The following is a 17,941-nucleotide window of genomic DNA, read 5'->3' on the forward strand; positions in this document are numbered from 1 at the left end:
AAAACGTCTCACCTTGCCGCAGGCTGGCAGGCTGCTCAGCTCGCTGCCCGGTGTTGTTCAGCCCAGCGTCACCCGCGCAAATTTGCGTTTACCCACCTGCAGCACCACGGTGCCGGCACCCAGTTTCAGCGCGCGGTCTTCGGCCACGGCGCCGTCCACGCGCACGCCGCGCTGCTCGATCATGCGCAGGGCCTCGGCGGTGGAGGGCACCAGTCCGGCCTGCTTCAGCGCGGCTGGCAGGCTCAGGCCGTCTGCCGGCAGGCTGAGGCGTAATTCGGGAATGTCGTCCGGCACGCCGCCGCGGGCGCGCAGCTCGAAGTCGGCCTGCGCGGCGTCGGCAGCAGCGGCGCTGTGGAAGCGGGCGACGATCTCGCGTGCCAGCATCACCTTGGCGTCTTTCGGGTTGCGACCGGCGTCCACCTCGGCCTCGAGCGCGGCGATCTCCTCCAGCGGTCGGAACGACAACAGCTCGAAATAGCGCCACATCAGCACGTCGCTGATCGACAGCAGCTTGGCGAACATGGTCGCGGGCGGCTCCTGAATGCCGATGTAATTGCCTTTGGACTTGGACATCTTCTCCACGCCGTCCAGCCCTTCCAGCAGGGGCATGGTCAGGATGCATTGCGGCTCCTGGCCGTATTCTTTTTGCAGCTCGCGCCCGACCAGCAGGTTGAACTTCTGGTCGGTTCCGCCCAGTTCCAGATCACTTTTGAGCGCGACCGAGTCGTAACCCTGCATCAATGGGTAGAGCAGCTCGTGCATGGCGATGGGGATGCCCGCCTTGTGGCGCTGGGTGAAGTCGTCGCGTTCCAGCAGCCGCGCCAGGGTGTACTTGGCGGCGAGGCGAATCATGCCGTCGGCCCCCAGCGGCTCGCTCCACTCGGAGTTGTAGCGAACCTCGGTCTTCTGCGGGTCGAGCACCAGGCTGGCCTGGGCGTAATAGGTTTCGGCGTTGGTCTTGATCTGCTCGATGGTCAGCGGCGGGCGCGTGGCGTTGCGCCCGGACGGGTCGCCGATGCGCGAGGTGAAGTCGCCGATCAGAAAAATGACCGTATGGCCCAGATCTTGCAGCTGCCGAAGCTTGTTGAGAACGACGGTATGGCCGATGTGGATGTCCGGCGCCGTGGGGTCGAGGCCGAGCTTGATGCGCAGCGGCAGGCCGGTGGCGGCGCTGCGGCTGAGCTTGGCAACCCAGTCGGCTTCCACCAGCAGTTCGGCGCAGCCGCGCTTGGTCACGGCCAGGGCTTGCCGTACCGCCTGGATCTGTTCCGGGTTCAGAGGCGGCGTCTGGGTTGCCCCCAGGGAAGGGCGGGACGCGGAGGCGCCGTGTGGGGCGTCAGGTTTGTGAGCAAAGGAATCAGCCATGGACTTATGTGGATTTTCGCGTGAAACGGCTGTTAAACTCGGCGCCGCCCTGCAGCCTGGCTCTCGTGAGCACACGCAACATCGCGCAGGTCTAGCAGTGTATTGGAGCCGCATCCGGCGGCCTTCTCCACCCGCTGCGGCGGAGAACGGCTTGAACCGGCTGTCGTCCGGCATCGTCCGCCGTTTCATGGCGCGGTGCGCTCCACCCCCTTCGCCCTGGTTGGCTGATGCCGACCGGTTGTTCCGCCACTCGACATTCAAGGAGTGCGCATGAGTTTTATCGCGAAAACTTCGGCCCAGCTACGCGCTGGCATGCTTCAGCTGCGTGAAGCGGTCGAAGGTCATCCTGGGCGCGTCACCGCCGCCGTGGGTTCAGTCCTGCTCCTGACCAGCGCCACCGCGTTCGGCCTGGCCGAATACGGCCCCCAGCCCCAGTTGCCGCCCGCCACCACGCTGACCGTGCCGCTGTCGCTCGACCTCACGCCGCAGGCGCAGGCGCTCGAAGACCAGCCCCCATCGGTTTACGCCACGGCCTATGTCCAGGCTGGCGACACCGTGGAGTCGCTGCTGCGCCGCCTGCAGGTCACGGACCCGGCCCAGCTGCGCCAGCTTGCCGCCAATGCCGATCTGCACGCCCTGCTCGCAGAGCCGGGCCACGTGGTCACGGCCCAGGTCAACAGCCTGGGTGAACTGGTGCGCTTGCAGGCGCGCCTGCCGCAGGTGACCAAGGCGCTGACAGCGAAGGACCAATCCGCGGCTGTGCACAGCGCAAACCTGGCGCCGGCTCAGCCCGCGGAGCAGCCCTGGCGCCTGCTGACGCTGGTGTCGCAGCCGGACGGCGCTTTCCAGAGCGAGGTCACGCAACAGACCGCGCAGGCGCAGTTGCGCATGGCCACCGGCGTGGTCCGGAGCACCCTCTTCGCCGCGGCCGACGCCGCCGGCATGCCCGATTCCGTCGCCACCCAAATGGTGAACCTGTTCGCCGGAGAGGTGAACTTCCGCCGCGACCTGCGCCCGGGCGACCGCTTCACCGTGGCCTACCGCGTGTATGAAGCCCAGGGGCAGGTGCTGCGCGTGGGGCGCATCGTCTCGGCCGAAATCATCAACCAGGGGCATGTGCATTCAGCCGTCTGGTTCAGCCCGCCGGGTCACCCGCAGGCCGCCGGTTACTACAACCCCAAGGGCGGCAGTCTGGCGCGCGCCTTCCTGCTGTCGCCGCTGCCGTATGACCGCATCACCTCGGGCTGGGGCTGGCGCACCAATCCCGTTCTGCACTTCCACGAGTTCCACAAAGGCATCGACCTCGCCATTCCCGTGGGCACGCCGGTCAAGACCATTGCCGACGGCCGCGTGGTCTACGCCGGCTGGGGCACGGGCTACGGCAAGTATGTGAAGGTGGTGCATCCCGACGGCTTCGCCACCATCTATTCGCATCTGAGCAAGTTCGAGGTGCATGTGGGCGAGCAGGTGAAGCAGGGCGAAGTGGTGGCGCTGTCGGGCAACACCGGCTGGTCCACCGGGCCGCACCTCTATTTCCAGTTTTTCGTCAACGGCACCCCGGTCAATCCGCTGACCATTGCGCATTACTCGCCCAAGGGCATGTCGGTTCCAGCCGCCTTGCGCACCGAATTCTTCGCCCAGACCGCCACACCACGGCAGATGCTGGCCCTGGTTCCCGGGCCCGAGGTGGCCAGCGTGAACGCCTCGGGCACGCCAGGCGCGCGCGGCACCAGCCAGCAACAGGGGTGAAGCCGATGACTCGCCTGCCGTCCCCGCAGACGTTCCGTGCATGCCTGCAAGCCATGCGTGGGGAACTCGCCCAGTCCAGCCGCGCTGCGCGCGATGTCCTGCAGGCCCATCCCCGGCGCGTGGCGCTGGCCGTGGGCCTGGCGCTGATGGGCAGCGGCATCGCCGCCTACGCCATCGCTCCCGGCGCACCCGACCCGGCGCTCAGCCCGCAAACCACCCTGACCATCGCCCTGCAGACCGATGCCGCGTCTCAGGCGCAGGCGCTGGACGATCAGCCGGTCGTGCTCTACCGCACGACCCAAGTCAACCGCAGCGATACGGTGCAGACCCTGCTCAAACGTCTGGGCGTGACCGATCCGGCCACCTTGCGCCAACTCAGCGCCGACAGCCAGATGCGCAGCCTGGTGCTGAGCAATGCCGGCACCGAAATTTCAGCCCAGGTCGACAGCGCCGGGCAGCTTCGCCAGCTGCAGGGCAACCTGGCCTTGGCGCCGCAACGAACGGCGGCAGACACGCCGTCTACCAAGGCATCCCCCAAAGGGGTGCAGGCTGATTTGGCCGCCCCGGCCGACGCCGTTTGGCAGCGGCTGACCCTGTTGCCTTCAGCCGACGGCTGGTCCAAGACCCTCACGCCGCTGGCCCTGCGGACCCAGAACCGCATGGCCGCGGGCGAAATACGCGGCACGCTGGCCAGCGCTGCGCAAAGTGCCGACCTGCCTTCCACCGTGACGGCGCAGCTCGGACGCATCTTTGCCGACCGCCTCAACCTCAAGCGCGATCTGCGTCGCGGCGACCGCTTCGCCGTGGTCTACGAGATGCTCACGGTGGACGGCCGTCCGGTGCGGACCGGTCGAGTGCTCGCCGCCGAAATCACCAGCCGCGGCAAGAGCGTGCAGGCGCTGTGGTTCGCACCGCGCGGCGCGCCCGGGCTGGCGTCCTATTACACCCCGCAGGGCCATAGCCTGAACCGCGTGTTCCTCGCCTCGCCCATGCCAGGGGCGAAAATCACCTCCCGCTTCGGCATGCGTTTCGACCCCGTGGTCAAGCGCACGCAGCTGCATGAAGGGGTCGATTTTCAAGCCGCCATCGGCACCCCGGTGCGCACGGTGGCCGACGGCCGCGTGGTCAAGGCGGGGCAGGAAACGGGCTACGGCAATATCGTGAAAATCGACCATCCAGGTGGTTTCGAGACGGTGTACGCCCACCTCAGCAAGCTCGATGTGCATGCCGGCCAGCAGGTCACGGCCGGCCAGATCATCGCCAAATCGGGCAACACCGGCTGGTCCACTGGAGCGCATCTGCACTTCGAGTTCCAAGTCAAGGGCCAGGTGGTCGACCCCCTGAAAATGGCGCAATACGTGCCGCCCAGCCAGGCTTTGCCGAGTGGCGAGCGCGCCAGCTTCATGGCCGCCACCGCCTTGCTCAGCACCCAGCTCGCACAGGCGGCGGGTTCGGGCTCGCGTCTGGCCAGTGCCACGAAACTCGTGCCCTCGACGCAGGCCGACTGAGCGCATTCGGCCGCAGCGCCCGCAACCACCCCAGGGACGCCGCTTGCATGGCCCAGCCGCGCGGCTCGCAGCTCACGCAACTCATGCAGTTCACCATTGGCCTGATGTCGGGTACCTCGCTCGACGGGGTCGATGGCGTGGTGCTGCAACTGCCCAAGGCTCAGGCTGCCCAGGCCGTCCACACAGGGCCCGTTCCGCAACACGCCGCGCAGGTCGCCGCGCCACCGCTGCGCGTGCTCGGCCATGCTCACCGCCCTTTCCCAGCGGCCTTGCGCACCGAGCTTGCCGCGCTGAATCAAGCGGGCGCGGACGAAATCCACCGCACCCATCTTGCCGCTGTCCAGCTCAGCACGCTGTATGCCGAGGTGGTGGCCGACTTGCTGCGGGCCACCGGCCTGCAGGCGGCGCAGATTGCCGCCATCGGCGCCCACGGCCAGACCGTGCGCCACCGGCCCGACTGCGGCTACACCGTGCAGATCAACGCCCCGGCGCTGCTGGCCGAGCGCTGCGGCATCGCCGTGGTGGCCGACTTTCGCAGCCGCGACATGGCCGCAGGTGGCCAGGGCGCGCCCTTGGTGCCGGCCTTCCACCGCGCCGTATTCTGGCAGCCGGAGGAAGCCCTGGCCGTGCTCAATCTCGGCGGCATCGCCAACCTCACCTTGATCGACACCGAGGGTCACACGACCGGCTTCGACAGCGGCCCCGCCAACGCCCTGCTCGACGCCTGGGCGCTGCGCCACCTGGGCCAGGACTACGACGCCAACGGCACCTGGGCAGCCAGCGGAGCGGTATTGCCGGGCCTGCTGCAGGCCTTGCTGGCCGACGCGCATTTCCAGGCCGCACCGCCGAAAAGCACCGGGCGCGACCATTTCCAGTTGCAATGGTTGGAGCTGGCTATGCACGCCGCGCCCATGGCCGAGCACGCCGCCGCGCCACAGGACGTGCAGGCCACGCTGGCCGAACTCACGGCGCAAAGCGCAGCGCAAGCCCTGCACCGCCATCTGCCTGCGGCCAAGACCCTGCTGGTGTGTGGCGGCGGCGCCTTCAACGCCGACCTCATGCGCCGGCTGCGCGCCCAGCTTCCCGGGGTCGACGTGCTGGCGTCATCCACACGCGGCCTGCCGCCGCAGCAGGTCGAAGCGGCGGCCTTCGCCTGGCTCGCTGCGCAAACCTTGGCCGGGCTGCCGGGTAATGTGCCCGAGGTCACCGGCGCGCGCGGGCTGCGGGTTCTCGGCGCCATCTACCCGGCCTGAGCGCCAAGCTTTCGCAGCAGCGCAAACACGGCGCCGACGAAAAAGCCGCCCGAAGGCGGCTTTTCAGCGCACAAAGCGCACAAGGAAAAAACTCTGGACTCAGGTCGAGAACGACGAGCCGCAACCGCAGGTGGTGGTCGCGTTGGGGTTCTTGATGACGAACTGCGCGCCTTCCAAACCTTCCTTGTAGTCGATCTCGGCGCCGGTGAGGTATTGCAGGCTCACCGCATCGATCAGCAGGGTGACGCCGTTTTTGGCCAATTGCAGATCGTCGTCGTTCACCGCTTCGTCGAAGGTGAAGCCATACTGGAAGCCGGAGCAGCCGCCGCCCTGCACGAACACGCGCAGCTTGAGGTCGGCGTTGCCTTCCTCGTCGATCAGTTCCTTGACCTTGGCCGCGGCGCTGTCGGTGAACAGCAGCGGGCTGGGCATCTCGGCCGTGGCGGCTGAAGGGGCAATGCTGTCTTGCATGACTGCGCTCATGGTTTTCTCCTGGATACGCTCTTATTTTAGGCCGCAACTGCCCGAGCCAGCGTGGGCGGTGTGAAAACCCGCCGCAGGCCTCGGGGGCGCTTCAGGGCAGAAGCGCGAGTCCATCCAGCCCCGTGGTCTCGGCCAGGCCGAACATCAGGTTCATGTTTTGCACCGCCTGGCCCGAGGCGCCCTTGGTGAGATTGTCTTGCGTCACCAGCAGCATGGCGGTGTCGGGCGTGGGTTTGTGCACCGCCAGGCGCAACACATTGGCGCCACGCACGCTGCGGGTATCCGGCGCGCTTCCTGCGGGGAGTACGTCGACGAAGGGCTCGTTCGCGTAAAAGCGCGTGTACAAATCCTGCAAATCGAGCTTTTGCCCTTCGGGCGTGAGGCGCGCATACAGGGTGCTGTGCATGCCGCGAATCATCGGCGCCAGGTGCGGCACGAACAGGCAGTTCAGGCTGGCGTCGGCGTCGGCCAGGCCGGCGATGCGGCGCAGCTCCTGATTGATTTCCGGCCCGTGGCGATGGCCCTTCACCCCATAGGCCCTGAAATTGTCGGCGGCCTCGGCGAACAGGTTGCCCAGTTCCGCCTTGCGCCCAGCGCCCGAGACGCCTGACGCGCAATTGGCGATGAGGTGCGCGCCGTCCACCAGCCCCGCCGTGCGCAACAGCGGGGCGAAGCCGATCTGCACCGTGGTGGGGTAGCAACCCGGGTTGGCGACGATGCGCGCCTTGCGGATGGCCTCGCGGTTGAGTTCGGGCAGGCCGTAGGCGGCTTCGGCCAGCAAATCCGGGCAAGCATGCGGCATGCCGTACCAATGCTCGAACGCGGCGGTGTCGCGCAGGCGGAAGTCGGCGGCCAGATCGATGATGCGCACCCCGGCGGCCAGCAGGCTGTGCGCCTGGTTCATGGCCACGCCGTGCGGGGTGGCGAAGAACACCAGGTCGCACTGCGCCAGCGGTGCCTCGTCGGGAGTTGAAAAGCGCAGATCGGTATGGCCGCGCAGGCTGGGGAACATGTCGGCCACGGGCTGCCCGGCTTCCTTGCGCGAGGTGATGGCGAGCAGCTCGGCTTGCGGGTGGCGCAGCAGCAGGCGCAGCAATTCCACACCCGTGTAGCCCGTGCCGCCAACGATTCCGATCCGCACCGCGCTCATCCCATCACCTCCATATGTCGAGGGCTGTCATGGTAACGGGCGGCGGCGGGCGCCGCACCGGGCTCAAATCTGTGTGCTGCCAGGTTTGTGGAATTTACTCGGCGCCGGACGATTCAAGTTCTTGGGTTCACGCGCGGCCGGAACGAAAACAGGGCAAGCATGAAAAAGCCCGTCTCGTGGACGGGCTTTTCTGGATCGAGGCGAAGAAACCTGGCGCCTCGATCGTTCCGGGCTTGCTGCTTAGCGCTTGGAGAACTGCTTGCGACGACGCGCGCCGTGCAAGCCAACTTTCTTGCGCTCCACTTCGCGGGCGTCGCGGGTGACGAAACCAGCGTTCGACAGCGCCGACTTGAGCGCCGCGTCGTAGTCGATCAGCGCGCGGGTGATGCCGTGGCGCACCGCGCCGGCCTGACCGGACTCGCCGCCACCGCGCACATTCACCTTGATGTCGAACAGCGCTTCGTTTTGCGTCAGCACCAGCGGCTGCTTGACCACCATGATGGAGGTCTGGCGACCGAAATACTCTTGCAGCGCCAGGCCGTTCACGGTGATGTTGCCGTTGCCTTTTTTCATGAACACGCGGGCCACAGAACTCTTGCGGCGGCCGGTGCCGTAATTCCAATCTCCAATCATGGCCGCTCCTTAAAGGTCCAGGCTCTTGGGCTGCTGCGCGGTGTGCGGATGTTCCGCCTCGGCATAGACCTTGAGTTTCTTGATCATGGCATAGCCCAGCGGGCCCTTGGGCAGCATGCCCTTGACCGCCAACTGCAGGGCGCGGCCGGGGTGCTTGGCCTGCATGTCCTTGAAGCGGGTGGCGTAGATGCCGCCGGGGTAACCGGTGTGGCGGTAATAAATCTTGTCTTCCGCTTTGTTGCCGGTGACGCGCAACTTGGCGGTGTTGACGACGATGATGAAGTCGCCGGTGTCGACGTGAGGCGTATAAATGGGTTTGTGCTTGCCGCGAAGACGACGTGCCACTTCGCTGGCGACACGGCCGAGGACTTTGTCCGTCGCGTCAATCACAAACCACTCATGCGTCACTTCGGCCGGTTTGGCGCTGAAGGTTTTCATGGATGTGGGTTCATTCACTGGGTTGTGGCGCTTTTGTCCTGCTCGGATGCTGCGGCAGGCTCTCTCACAGGGTCTTCGGGTTTCTTGGGAATGGATCCATGCTGCACTGGCGGATTCCGGAGAGGGCGGATTCTGCGTGAATACTGCGGGTCGTGCGGCATGGCCCTGGGGCCATGGTTCCGGCGGCCGAAAAAACCGGAACTACGCATTCTAAGCTGGAAACCGCTGCCCAGGGCAGAAATGACGCTGGCGTTGCCCGCGCCGGCGGCTGGTCGCTGCCGCAGCAGTGCTCAGGTCTTCATGGAGGCGATGCCGTTGCGCGCATCCAGCAGGGCGATGCGCGGGCGGAAGATACGCGCCGTGGCGTCGTCCATCGGGCCGTAGGTGCAAATGATGAGCAGGTCGCCAATGGCGGCGTGGCGCGCCGCCGAGCCGTTCAAGGTGATGCGCCCGCTGCCGGCGGGCTCGGCGATGGCGTAGGTGCTCAGGCGCGCGCCGTTGGTCACGTTGTAAATCTCGATCTGCTCGCCGGGGATGATGTCGCAGGCGTCCAGCAGCGCCTGGTCGATGCCGCAAGAGCCCTCGTAGTGCAGATCGGCCCCGGTGAGTGTGGCGCGGTGAATTTTGGCGCGCAACATCACCCGGGCAGGAGCTGCGGTCGGTGCGGTGGAAAGGAGCATGGCAGAGGGAAAATGGCCGAAGGAGATGGGGCGGGGCAGCGGCAGGCCCCTAAGAAGCGTCGATTGGCGGAACGGCGACCATCCTAGGACGTCCGCTCGTGCATAGCCCTCGGACTTGCATTCCGCCGTAACAAGCCTATATTTGGTGCATTGCAATATATCGAGGCTTCGCATCACCGAAGCGAACGCATGATGCCCATCCATGAGCAGGCCCCTTTGGCGCAACCCGACTTGCCGCCTGATGCCGATGTGCAGGTTCTGCCGTATTTCAACCAGCAAGGCCAAGCGACGGTTCCCATTCGTGCGATTGGCATGGAGCACGTGGCTGAACTGCGGGCGCATTTCCTGGCGCTGGGAGAGGACGATCGCTATCTGCGCTTCGGCTACGCCGCGAGCGACACGCAAATTTGCGTCTACATCAACCGCATCGATTTCGTTCGCGATGAAATCTTCGGCGTCTTCAGCCGCAAGCTGGAGCTGATCGCGGCGGCGCACATCGCCATATCCTGCGACCCGGCGCGGCCCTCCCAGGCCGAGATCGGCGTGTCGGTGCTGCAAAGCGGACGTGGCAAGGGCATCGGCACGCGCTTGTTTCAACGCGCGGCGATGTTCGCGCGCAACCGCGGCATCGAAACCCTCACCATGCAATGCCTGACGCAGAACGCGGCGATGATGCGCATCGCCCGCCGCGCCGGCATGGAGGTGCATGTGGCCGGCAGCGAAACCGAGGCCTGCCTCAAGGTGCCGCACCACAGCGTGTTCAGCCATCTGGACGAATGGGTGGAAAACGCCACGGGCCAGATCGACTTCGCCATCAAGCTCGGCCTGCATCGCCCGCAGCCTGCTTGAAGCCAGAGCCTCTTTCAGCGTTGTTCTAAAGGGCAATGCCTGCATAGGGCTTGATCTGGGCCAGCACGAAGCTGGACTTCACGTCTTCCACGCTCTCGTGCTTGAGCAGGGTCTGCAGCACGAAATGGGCGTAATGCTCCATGTCCTGCACATGCACCCGCAGCAGGTAGTCCATCTCCCCGGTCAGCGCCAGGCATTCCACCACCTCGGGCCAGGTTTCCACCGCGGCGCGAAAGCTTTCCAGCGGCGCGCGCTGGCTTTCGGCGCGGTGCTTTTCCAGGCGCACGCTGAGCATGGCGCTCAGATCCAGGCCCAGCCTGCGCGCGTCCACCGCGGCGTGGTAGCCCTGGATGATCCCCGCTTGCTCCATGCGCCTGACGCGGCGCTGTACGGCCGACGCAGACAGCCCGACTTGCTCGGCCAACTGTTCTTGAGTCAAACGCGCGTCCCGCTGCAGCAGGTTGAGCAGGGTGCGATCGATACGGTCTAGAGTATCCAGGTTGATGGTTTGCATGATGCATGCGTGCTTGACGGTTAACGCGCAGATTATTCGCGCATATCCGCCAGAATAAGCCAAAGAACGCCAGAAAAGTGCGCCTGGTCCAGCTTACAGTGCATAGCACAAAACGGATGTATTCACGGAGATTCGCATGACCGCTGCGACTGCAAGCAACCCGATGGGCACCGATGGCTTCGAGTTCGTCGAGTACACCGCGCCCGAGCCCGAAAAGCTCGGCGCACTGTTCGCCCAACTCGGCTTCAGGGCCATCGCCCGCCACCGGCACAAGAACGTCACGCTGTGGCGCCAGGGCGGCATCAACTTCATCGTCAACGCCGAGCCCGATTCCTTCGCCCAGCGCTTCGCCCGCTTGCACGGGCCGAGCATCTGCGCCATTGCCTTTCGCGTGGACGACGCAGCCGCCGCCTACAAGCGCGCACTAGACCTGGGCGCCTGGGGCTTCGACGCCCACAGCGGGCCGATGGAGCTGAACATCCCGGCCATCAAAGGCATCGGCGACAGCGTCATTTACTTCGTCGACCGCTGGCGCGGCAAGGATGGGCGCCAGGGCGGCATTGGCGATATTTCCATCTACGACGTGGACTTCGTGCCGCTGGATGGCGCCTCGGCCGAACACGCCGGCGCGGGACTGATCGAGATCGATCACCTGACGCACAACGTGCACCGCGGCCGCATGGGCGAGTGGGCCGACTTCTACACGCGCCTGTTCAACTTCCGCGAGATTCGCTACTTCGACATCGAGGGCCGGGTCACCGGCGTGAAAAGCAAGGCCATGACCAGCCCCTGCGGCAAGATCCGCATCCCCATCAACGAGGAAGGCCAGGAGAAGGCCGGCCAGATCCAGGAGTATCTGGACCTCTACCACGGCGAGGGCATCCAGCACATCGCCCTGGCCAGCGATGACATCTACGCCACGGTGGAAGGCCTGCGTGCCGCCGGCGTGCAGTTCCTCGACACCCCCGACACCTATTACGAACTGCTCGACAAGCGCCTGCCCGGCCACGACGAGCGCGTCGACCGCCTGCGCGCCGACCGCATCCTGCTCGACGGCACCACGCAGCCCGACAAGCGCCTGCTGCTGCAAATCTTCACCCAGACCGTGATCGGCCCGATCTTTTTCGAGATCATCCAGCGCAAGGGCGATCAGGGCTTCGGCGAAGGCAACTTCAAGGCCCTGTTCGAGAGCATCGAACTCGACCAGATGCGGCGCGGCGTGCTGCCAAGTGCCGCATAATCAATTCGCCAAAACATCAACGGCAAACAACAAGGAGACATGCATGGCGAAGATCGAAACCTGGCGGCGCCTGGCCGCCAGGGTGGCAGCCGCCTTGGCTGCTGGGCTCGCGTTCACCGCGTTGACAGCCGCCGCTGCCGAACCCAGCTCCACCAGTTCCACCCTGAGCCGCGTCGAGAAAAGCGGGGTGCTGCGCGTGTGCACCACCGGCGACTATCGCCCTTTTACCGACCTGCAGCCGGATGGAAGCTACGTCGGCATCGACATCGATCAGGCGCATCTGCTGGCCAAGGCTTTGGGGGTCAAGGTTGATTTCGTCAAGACCACCTGGCCAACACTGATGCAGGATTTCATTGCGGGCAAATGCGACATCGCGATGGGTGGCATCTCGGTCACCCTGGCGCGGCAGAAAGTGGCGGCCTTCAGCACGCACTACATGGTGGACGGCAAGACGCCGATTGCGCGCTGCGCCGACGCGGACAAGTACCAGACCCTGCAGCAGATCGACCAACCCGATGTGCGTGTGATCGTGAATCCGGGTGGAACCAACTTTCAGTTTGCCAAGGACCATTTGCAGCACGCCGAGGTCATCGTCTATCCGGACAACACCACCATCTTTCAGCAACTCGTCGATGGCAAGACCGATGTGATGGTGACGGATGGAACCGAGACCCTGTTGCAACACAAACTGCATCCGCAGTTGTGCCCTGTCAACCCCAACCACCCGCTCACCTATGGCGAGAAGGCCTACCTGATCCCAGGCAACGATCTTCCCTTTCAGGACTTCGTCGACCAATGGTTGAACCTCGAAATTCGCTCCGGCGAATTCAAAACCGTGGTCAACAAATGGCTCGGCTGAAGGTGTGAATCAGCATGAAAACCTCGTCAGCGCGTGACCAAGTCGCAGCTGCAACCACGCCCGTGATCTATGGCGAGGCCAGCATCACGCCGCGGGGCGACTATGCCCAGGCCCATGCGGACTACACCTGCGATCAGCACTGGGAGCGCTACACGCCGGCCGAGCATGCGCTGTTCGCGCGACTTTACGCGCGGCAGATGGCGCTGGTGCCTGGACGGGCTTGCGAGGAGTTTTTGCACGCCCTCGGGCATCTGGCCGCGGCCGACGGCATTCCGCGGTTTGCCGACATCACCCTGCGGCTGCGCGCAGCCACGGGCTGGGAGATCGTGGCGGTTCCCGGGCTGATTCCCGAGCATGCGTTTTTCCGTCTGCTCAGCAGCCGGCGTTTCCCGGTGACGGTGTGGCTGCGCAAGCCCGAGGAGTTCGACTACATCGTCGAGCCCGACTTGTTTCACGACCTGTTCGGCCATGTGCCGCTGCTGTTCGAGCCGGCCTTCGCCGACTACATGCAGGCCTTTGGCGCCGGCGGCCTCAAGGCCGAGGGCTTGGACGCCTTGCAATACCTCGCGCGGCTGTATTGGTACACGGTGGAGTTCGGCCTGATCCGCTCGGCGCAGGGTCTGCGCATTTACGGCGCGGGCATTTTGTCGTCGGGCGGCGAGGTGGAGTACAGCCTGCACAGCCCGAAGCCACGGCGCCTGCCGTTCGATGTGCCGCGGCTGTTGCGCAGCCGCTATCGCATCGACGACTACCAGGCCACGTATTTCGTCATCGACAGCTTCGCGCAGTTGTTCGACGCCACCGCGCCGGATTTCACGCCGCTGTACTTGCGGGCCGCGTCCCAGCCCGACATTGCCCCCGGCACGGTGCTGCCGGGCGAGCACGACATCGCGCCGGATGCTGGCGCCTCCTGAGCGCCCCCAGGGTCGGCTCGCCGGCCCGCCCCCCGTGGGGGTCAAGGAAGCTTGGGGCGGCCCTGCGTTTCCTTGAGAGAAACAAACCACGTTGAGGGCTTCAAGCTATCGCCATGGCACTCGGGAGCGCTTGAAGGCCCGTCAAGAGGCAGAAAAGGCCGCCTTTATCGGTTGGTCATGGGCTTTTTCTATGGCGCACAGCCGTGACGCGAGGTATTTCAACAGCCAGTTCGTATGGTCGCCAATGTCAAGTGCTGCAGAGCTATGCATCGTCAAAACTCAGATCGATCGGGTGATGCGCCGTGGCAAGGCGCGGCGATGAATCAAGCTCGTATCCGTGGGCTGGGTACCACCATTCATCGATTCGTCGCGGAGGCTGCCTCGCTCTGGGTGCGCGGATCACTCATCATGTTGAATGCCGGCATAACAGGCTCGAGGATTCCTCCTGTCGGGGGCCACGGCGCATCGCCGGATCGATCTGCTGCTCGTCTTCATGGCTTAACCTGCTGCGCTCGGGGCTTGCATGGGGTGAGCCGCCGCGTTGCAGGCCACGGCCCAGACGAAACCGGCCAACTCCCGCGCCACCGCCACGCACCCCTTGTTGAGCGTGACGCCACGCGCCCGCAGCTTGGCGTAGCGCTCGCTCAGACGCAGTTGCGCCTTCCAGGCAATGGCACGTGTCGACTCGGGCAGCGCCTCCTGCCGGCGCTGCGCCTGGTAGCCCACGCGCGGTTTGAAGCGGTAGCACCAGGCCGCCTCGGTCAGCAAGCGTCGCGCATGCGCGTTGCCACTCTTGGTGATCGGCCCGCGGTTCACACGCTCGCCGCTGGAACGCTCCGATGGCACCAGGCCGAGATAGCCCATGAGCTTGCGCGGATGATCAAAGCGGGCGATGTCGCCGATCTCGGCCACCAGCTCTATGGCGCTGACCACGTCGATGCCGCGCAGCGCGCACGGCGCCTTGACCACGCGCTCGAACCGCCAGCCCTGGATGGCTTGCAGCAAGGACATGCTGAGCCGCTCCACCCTGGCATCGCACGCCTGCACGGCCAGGCAGTACTCGGTGAAGGCGATCTGGCTGCCCACCGCATCGAAGCCCAGGGTTGCCAGCCAGCGCCCGAACGTCTTGGTCCATGCGTCTTGCCCGGGTAACGAACGTCGTGGCGCAGGCAGTCGCGCCGATCGGTCTTGACTCGATCGCCCGCACGGCGCGGAATCAGCGATGGCGCGATGATCTCGCACGGGTAGCCCAGGGCTTGCAGCTTGCGCTGCAGCCCATAGCCCGTCGGCCCCGCCTCGTAGACCACGTGAACCTGGGCGGGATCGCCCAGGGGCCGCAGCTTCTTGACCAGACGGTTCACGTCGTGGGTGATCTCTCCGATCAACCGCGCCGGCTCACGACCGCTTGCCGCCTGGGCAATCGCGATCGATTCCTGGTGAACGTCCAGTCCCACGTAAACCTTGCTAATCTCGCCCATGGTCGGCCTCCTCAACAGGTGCTGATGACTCGCTCACAGCATGTAGCTCGGCACGCTTGCGTGCAACCTGCGAATCGGCAGGAGGTCGACCCCCGCCTTGCCTGTTGGCGACCATGATGACTAGGAAAGCCCACGATTCGGCGTCGAGACAGGTTTTAAACTTTTCGTTCCCTACGGCAACAGAACGTGTTTTGACTGTAGGAACAGTGATCGGAAGAAATAAAGTCCGTCGAAGCAAAATAAAGTCTGTCTTTTCCCAGCACTTTATTCTGCTGACTTTACGTTATCACCGCGCATCAGACACAGCGTGCGCCATCGACCTCGATGCAGACACCGCTGATGAAGGCAGCTTCGTCGCTGGCCAGGTAGAGCACGGCGTTGGCCACGTCCATAGCTGTCGAAAAACGCCCCAGTGGGATGCTGGCGCGAAATCTGGCCTTGCGTTCTTCATCCAGCGGACCGCCGGCGAACTCGGTGGACAAGCCGGTGTCGGGGTTGAACACCGGGTTGACGCAATTGACGCGGATGTTGTCGGGCCCGAGTTCGGCTGCCAGTGACTTCGAGGTGGTGATGACGGCGCCTTTTGAGCCGTTGTACCAGGTCAGTCCCGGCCGCGGACGAACACCAGCCGTCGACGCAATATTGATGAAACAACCACCACCCTGGGCCCGAAACAACGGCGTGGCATGAATGGTTGCGAGGTAAATGCTTTTGACGTTGACCGCATAGCACTTGTCGAACTCGTCTTCGCTGACTTCGAGCGCCGGACGGTTGCGGTGCGTCCAGCCCGCGTTGTTGACCATCACGTCAAGCTTGCCGTGGCGCTGCCGAGCGGCATCGACCAGCGCCTTGACATCCACTGACTTGGTGACGTCGGCCGCAAAGAACGAGGCCGTGCCGCCCGCAGCGTTGATCCCGGCCACGACCTTCTCTCCCATCGACGTATTGATGTCGTTGACGATGACCTGGGCACCCTCGGCCGCCAGCCGCCGGGCTATGCCTTCGCCAATACCACCGCCCGATCCGGTGACGATGATGGATTTGTCTTTGAGTCGCATGAAAATGTCTTCTGGTGAAATGCAAGAATTGTGCGCTACCCGCGGCCGCCGGTTGAGCGGGTGCTGGACATCGCACTGCCTCAGTCGTGCTTGATGGAAATGGTTTTCAGCACCGTGAAGCCGTAGAGTGCCTCGAAGCCCTTTTCGCGACCATGGCCACTGGCCTTGACGCCGCCGAAGGGCAGCTCGATGCCGCCGCCGGCACCGTAGTTATTGATGAATACTTGTCCGCAGCGAAGCTTGCGCGCCAGCCGCATTTGGCGTGACCCATCACGGCTCCAGACGCTTGCGACCAGGCCGTAGGCGGTGCCGTTGGCGAGCCGCAGGGCATGCGCCTCGTCGTCGAACGGCATGGCGGCGATCACCGGACCGAACACTTCCTCCTGGGCCAGCCGGTGCCCGGGAGGCACGTCGCGCACCAGCGTTGGGGCCTGGTAGAACCCGGTTTTCGGTGCTTCGGCCACGACCTGACCCTGGCTCGTGATTGGCAAACCATCACGGCGCACCTCCTCCAAGAAGCCGACGACCCGCTGCAGTTGGGTCTGGCGGATCAGCGGCCCGCAATCGAGATCCATGCTCGCGGGGCCCACGCGCAGCTTGCCGAAGGCCACAGACAGCCGGGCCACGACCTCTTCATAGGCGCTGCGTTCCACCAGCAGGCGGCTGCCGGCCGAGCAGGTTTGTCCGGCATTTTGCACGATGGCATTGACCACCACCGGCAGCATGGCCTCAAAGTCGGCATCGGCAAACACGATCTGGGGCGACTTGCCGCCCAGCTCCAGCGTGACCGGGGTGTGGTTTTCCGCCGCGGCGCATGCCACCAGCTTGCCGATCGCGGGCGAGCCGGTGAATGACACATGGTCGATGCCGGGATGCCTGACCAGCGCATCGCCCGCTTCCTGACCATAGCCCGTGACGATATTCAGCGCGCCTTCAGGAAAACCCACTTGCGCCGCCAGTTCGGCCACCCGCAGCAACGACAGGCAGGCATCTTCAGCCGGCTTGACCACGCAGGCATTGCCCGCCGCCAGCGCCGCGCCCACGCTGCGCCCGAAAATCTGCAGCGGGTAGTTCCAGGGAATGATGTGGCCGGTCACGCCATGCGGCTCGCGGATCGTGAGCACGGTGTAACCGTTCTGATAGGGAATGGTCTCGCCGTGCAGCTTGTCAGCCGCACCGGCATAGAACTCGAAGTAGCGGGCCACCGCCGCTGCGTCCGCGCGCGCCTGCCTGAGCGGCTTGCCGCAGTCGCGCGCTTCGAGTTGCGCCAGCTCTTCGGCATGGTCGAGCATTTTCTGCGCGAGTTTTTGCAGCAGACGTCCACGCTCGGCCGCGCTCAGGCGGCCCCACGCACCCTCATAGGCGGCGCGCGCTGCCCCCACCGCCTGGTCGATATCGCTCGCATTGCCGCGTGCCAGGGACTCGAAAGGCTGGCCGTCCGAGGGGTCGATGACCGGAATGGCATCCCCGGACGAGGGTGCAACCCACTGGTTGCCGATGAAATGCTGCTTCATGCCTGTCTTCCGTGATCGGCGCCAAGCGTCTTTAGCTCCACTACACGGCTATTGCCGCAAACGGACCCGCCAGCGATGGTGGTGTACGTCACTGGGGTTGTTGTCACGGCTTGCTCCATGGCTTTGTGGCCGCGCCCCACACATTCAGTCGCAATTTACGCGACGCTGCCGCCGATTGCACGCAGCTTGCGCGAAAGCCGAGTGTTTCAGCGGTCGATGTCGCGCGCCGGCAGGCTCAGCACCAGCAGCGCACACA

16 protein-coding genes and 1 pseudogene are annotated in these 17,941 nt (G+C 65.1%); 7 read left to right on the plus strand and 10 right to left on the minus strand.

Going from position 1 to position 17,941, the window contains the following annotated elements; all coding sequences use genetic code 11:
• Positions 1-57: 57 nt before the first annotated feature.
• Positions 58-1,365, minus strand: coding sequence for a tyrosine--tRNA ligase (gene tyrS, locus ACYCUK_RS09855; protein WP_461594599.1), 1,308 nt, complete (start codon positions 1,363-1,365; stop codon positions 58-60).
• Positions 1,366-1,635: 270 nt separating this feature from the next.
• On the opposite strand from tyrS, the gene ACYCUK_RS09860 reads away from it, so the two are divergent.
• The 3 genes from ACYCUK_RS09860 to ACYCUK_RS09870 are packed head-to-tail and all read left to right on the plus strand — an operon-like array spanning position 1,636 to position 5,875.
• The gene (locus ACYCUK_RS09860; RefSeq protein ID WP_461594600.1) at positions 1,636-3,114 is read left to right on the plus strand and encodes a peptidoglycan DD-metalloendopeptidase family protein; all 1,479 of its coding nucleotides are present in this window, start codon (positions 1,636-1,638) and stop codon (positions 3,112-3,114) included.
• Between the two features lie 5 nt (positions 3,115-3,119).
• Positions 3,120-4,622, plus strand: a complete 1,503-nt coding sequence (locus ACYCUK_RS09865; RefSeq protein WP_461594601.1) for a peptidoglycan DD-metalloendopeptidase family protein — start codon at positions 3,120-3,122, stop codon at positions 4,620-4,622.
• A gap of 47 nt (positions 4,623-4,669) precedes the next feature.
• The gene (locus tag ACYCUK_RS09870) at positions 4,670-5,875 is read left to right on the plus strand and encodes an anhydro-N-acetylmuramic acid kinase (RefSeq protein ID WP_461594602.1); all 1,206 of its coding nucleotides are present in this window, start codon (positions 4,670-4,672) and stop codon (positions 5,873-5,875) included.
• Between the two features lie 99 nt (positions 5,876-5,974).
• On the opposite strand, the gene erpA is transcribed toward ACYCUK_RS09870, so the two are convergent.
• The 5 genes from erpA to panD all read right to left on the minus strand — a co-directional run bounded on the left by erpA (position 5,975) and on the right by panD (position 9,217).
• Complete coding sequence (erpA, locus tag ACYCUK_RS09875; RefSeq protein WP_461594603.1) at positions 5,975-6,358, minus strand: iron-sulfur cluster insertion protein ErpA; 384 nt, start codon at positions 6,356-6,358, stop codon at positions 5,975-5,977.
• Positions 6,359-6,449: 91 nt separating this feature from the next.
• A complete protein-coding gene (gene argC, locus ACYCUK_RS09880) occupies positions 6,450-7,508 on the minus strand; it encodes an N-acetyl-gamma-glutamyl-phosphate reductase (RefSeq protein ID WP_461594604.1) in 1,059 nt (352 codons plus the stop codon).
• Between the two features lie 240 nt (positions 7,509-7,748).
• A complete protein-coding gene (gene rpsI, locus ACYCUK_RS09885; RefSeq protein WP_112487904.1) occupies positions 7,749-8,141 on the minus strand; it encodes a 30S ribosomal protein S9 in 393 nt (130 codons plus the stop codon).
• Between the two features lie 9 nt (positions 8,142-8,150).
• Positions 8,151-8,579, minus strand: a complete 429-nt coding sequence (gene rplM, locus ACYCUK_RS09890) for a 50S ribosomal protein L13 (RefSeq protein WP_112487905.1) — start codon at positions 8,577-8,579, stop codon at positions 8,151-8,153.
• A 290-nt stretch (positions 8,580-8,869) separates the two neighbouring features.
• Positions 8,870-9,217: an aspartate 1-decarboxylase gene (gene panD / locus ACYCUK_RS09895; protein ID WP_461594612.1), complete on the minus strand. Its 348-nt coding sequence runs from the start codon at positions 9,215-9,217 to the stop codon at positions 8,870-8,872.
• A 231-nt stretch (positions 9,218-9,448) separates the two neighbouring features.
• On the opposite strand from panD, the gene ACYCUK_RS09900 reads away from it, so the two are divergent.
• A complete protein-coding gene (locus ACYCUK_RS09900; RefSeq protein WP_461594605.1) occupies positions 9,449-10,108 on the plus strand; it encodes a GNAT family N-acetyltransferase in 660 nt (219 codons plus the stop codon).
• Between the two features lie 25 nt (positions 10,109-10,133).
• Here the strand turns inward: ACYCUK_RS09900 and ACYCUK_RS09905 are convergent, their stop codons facing one another.
• On the minus strand, positions 10,134-10,622 hold the full coding sequence (locus tag ACYCUK_RS09905) for an Lrp/AsnC family transcriptional regulator (protein ID WP_461594606.1): 489 nt from the start codon (positions 10,620-10,622) through the stop codon (positions 10,134-10,136).
• A gap of 136 nt (positions 10,623-10,758) precedes the next feature.
• On the opposite strand from ACYCUK_RS09905, the gene hppD reads away from it, so the two are divergent.
• From hppD to phhA, 3 genes are read left to right on the plus strand one after another with little or no spacing between them, the layout of a single operon-like run.
• Entirely contained in the window at positions 10,759-11,862 is a 1,104-nt protein-coding gene (hppD, locus tag ACYCUK_RS09910; RefSeq protein WP_461594607.1) for a 4-hydroxyphenylpyruvate dioxygenase, read from the plus strand.
• Between the two features lie 52 nt (positions 11,863-11,914).
• On the plus strand, positions 11,915-12,721 hold the full coding sequence (locus ACYCUK_RS09915; RefSeq protein WP_461594613.1) for a transporter substrate-binding domain-containing protein: 807 nt from the start codon (positions 11,915-11,917) through the stop codon (positions 12,719-12,721).
• A gap of 14 nt (positions 12,722-12,735) precedes the next feature.
• Positions 12,736-13,635 (plus strand): phenylalanine 4-monooxygenase, encoded by a 900-nt coding sequence (gene phhA, locus ACYCUK_RS09920; protein WP_461594608.1) that lies wholly within the window; start codon positions 12,736-12,738, stop codon positions 13,633-13,635.
• Between the two features lie 498 nt (positions 13,636-14,133).
• Here phhA and ACYCUK_RS09925 read toward each other — a convergent pair.
• From ACYCUK_RS09925 to ACYCUK_RS09935, 3 genes and pseudogenes are all read right to left on the minus strand, one after another.
• Positions 14,134-15,113, minus strand: a pseudogene (locus tag ACYCUK_RS09925) (IS110 family transposase).
• Positions 15,114-15,409: 296 nt separating this feature from the next.
• Entirely contained in the window at positions 15,410-16,171 is a 762-nt protein-coding gene (locus ACYCUK_RS09930; protein ID WP_461594609.1) for an SDR family oxidoreductase, read from the minus strand.
• An 80-nt stretch (positions 16,172-16,251) separates the two neighbouring features.
• Positions 16,252-17,685 (minus strand): aldehyde dehydrogenase family protein, encoded by a 1,434-nt coding sequence (locus tag ACYCUK_RS09935; protein ID WP_461594610.1) that lies wholly within the window; start codon positions 17,683-17,685, stop codon positions 16,252-16,254.
• Between the last annotated feature and the right edge of the window lie 256 nt (positions 17,686-17,941).

The sequence above is a fragment of the Thiomonas sp. genome, assembly GCF_054608695.1.